Origin of the sequence: Mesorhizobium sp. M1A.F.Ca.IN.020.06.1.1, assembly GCF_004023265.1 — a bacterium.
Taxonomy (GTDB): domain Bacteria; phylum Pseudomonadota; class Alphaproteobacteria; order Rhizobiales; family Rhizobiaceae; genus Mesorhizobium.
Window position 1 is genome coordinate 1 of record NZ_RZSR01000961.1, and the last position, 2,243, is coordinate 2,243.

General features: G+C 63.3%; 2 protein-coding genes and 1 pseudogene. All 3 read right to left on the minus strand.

Going from position 1 to position 2,243, the window contains the following annotated elements; translation table 11 throughout:
* The coding region (locus tag EOA60_RS29560) for a substrate-binding domain-containing protein (protein ID WP_128312369.1) at window positions 1–694 on the minus strand (694 nt) is incomplete at its 3' end.
* Between the two features lie 191 nt (window positions 695–885).
* Entirely contained in the window at window positions 886–1,884 is a 999-nt protein-coding gene (locus EOA60_RS29565; protein ID WP_095823525.1) for an aldo/keto reductase, read from the minus strand.
* A gap of 43 nt (window positions 1,885–1,927) precedes the next feature.
* Window positions 1,928–2,243, minus strand: a pseudogene (locus EOA60_RS29570) (UxaA family hydrolase); the annotation flags it as partial.

Genomic DNA, 2,243 nt, shown 5'->3' on the forward strand with positions numbered 1-2,243 from the left:
AGGCGAAGCTGCCCTTGAGGTCCGGATTGGCGGTGATCAGGTCGGTCGCGATGTTGAGGCCGGTGGTGGCCTGACCGTCGGCATATTTGTCGGCGACCAGTTCGAGGCCGGGATATTTCGCCTTGAGCTGTTCCTTGAACCCTTGCGCGCGCTGCTCGAGCGAGCCGGCGCCGGGCAGCGCGGTGATCAGCGCAACCTTGCCCTCGACCTTGCCGCCATTGGCGGCGCCGATCGCGGCGGCGAGACCGTCAGCCGCGACACGGCCGCCCTGGACGTTGTCGGTGGTGAGGAAAGAGGTGAAGGCCTTGGATTCGGCGCTGGAATCGATGCCGATGACCTTGACCTTGGTCGCCGCCTCGTCGATCGGCTTGCCGAGCGCCTTGGCTTCGGTCGGCGCGATCACGATCGCGGCCGGATTGCCGGCCACGGCGTTCTCGAGGATCGAGATCTGACCGTTGACGTCGGTTTCGGCCTGGGCGCCGAGTTCCGGCACGTTGATGCCGAGATCCTTGCCGGCCTTGCGGGCGCCGGCCAGCACGATTTGCCAGTAGAACGAAGTCGTGTCCTTGACGATGATCGGGATGGTCACGTCTGCCGCCGAGACGGGTGCCGGATGCATCGCACCGGCGAGCATTGAGGCGGCGGCTACAGCCACGAAGGCGCGGCGGTTGAGAAGGCTGGTTACGAATTTCATTAGGTTCCTCCCTAAAGTCGCCCGGTGAAGGTTCGGAAGCTCCACTTGGATAGGCGCGAGCCAAACAGAACTTTATCAATAAAAAACATTTGCCGGATTTTGATAGTGCATTGCCCGGATCGATGCAAGCGGTGTCTCATGCCATTTTCGTGACGAGTGGCAGCTGATCGGTCTGCCGGGTCCTCCGCATCTCAGCCAAGCTGCTGGACGATCGTATAAGGATCGTATTTGGCAAATTCCGCCGCCGCCACCTTGATATCCAGCAGTTCGAGATTGCGCGTCAGATTCGCGGGCTTGGCGGTGCCGGTCAGCACCGAGGCAACGACAGGCTCGTGCAGAGGGAATTGGAACGCGGCAGCGGCCAGCGGATAGCCACCTCCGATGGCGATGCGCTCCATTGCGCTGACGCGGTCGAGAACATCCTTGCTCGCCGGCAGATAATCGAAATGCGCGCCATGCACCGGTCCCGTCGCCAATATGCCCGAGTTGAAGACGCCGCCGATGATCAGCGAGGTCCGCCGCTCGCGGCAAAGCGGCAGCAGGTCGGCCTCGGCGCTGCGATCAAGCAGCGAATAGCGGCTGGCGAGCAGGATGCAGTCGAGCGGCGCGCGGCGAAGCACGTCAAGGCAGATCTGGACCTCGTTGACGCCAAGGCCGTAGGCGGAAATCGTGCCGGACGATTTCAGCTCCTCCAGCGCCTTCAGCCCGCCATCCATCAGCTGACGGAAATGCAGCTTCGTCTTCTCGACGCCATGCGTGTAGACGCCGATGTCGTGGACGAACAGGATGTCGATCTTGTTGAGGCCGAGCCGCGCGTAGGAAAAATCCACCGAGCGCATGATGCCGTCATAGGAATAGTCGTAGTCGAGCGCGAAGGGTAGCGGATCGACATAGGAGTGATCGGGAACCTGGTCCTCCGGCACCGGCCGGAACAGGCGGCCGACCTTGGTCGAGAGCACATAGGAGGAGCGCGGCTTCTCACGCAGGAAATCGCCTGTGCGCCGCTCCGACAGGCCGAAGCCGTAGAAGGGCGCGGTGTCGAAGTAACGCAGCCCGCCGTCCCAGGCCGCTTGCAGCGTTTCCATTGCGGGCTCGCGCGGACAGGCGCGATAAAGGCCGCCGATGGCGGCGCCGCCGAAGCTGACTTCGGTGACTTCGAGCGCGGTCGCGCCGATCCGGCGTTTGTTCATCAAAGCCTCCCTTTGCCGTTCGACCGGCGGTCGTTTCGACTATTTAGAGCGTCGCGCCGAGATGCCAGGGCACGAACTCGTTGTCGCCGTAGCCGAACGCCTCGCTCTTGGTCTTGCGTCCGGACGCCGTCTCGATGATCAGCTCGAAGATCTCGCGGCCCATGCCGGCGATCGTCTTCTCGCCGGAAGCGATGACACCGCAATTGACGTCCATGTCCTCTTCCATCTGGTGGTACATGGTCGAGTTCGTGGCGACCTTGATCGACGGAGTCGGACGGCAGCCGAAGCAGGAGCCGCGGCCGGTGGTGAAGACGATGACATTGGCGCCGCCGGCCACCTGGCCGGTGGCCGAGACCGGA

Excerpts from the sequence above, each read along its gene's own strand:
- EOA60_RS29565 (WP_095823525.1), bottom strand. The coding sequence starts at position 1,884 with ATGAACAAACGCCGGATCGGCGCGACCGCGCTCGAAGTCACCGAAGTC.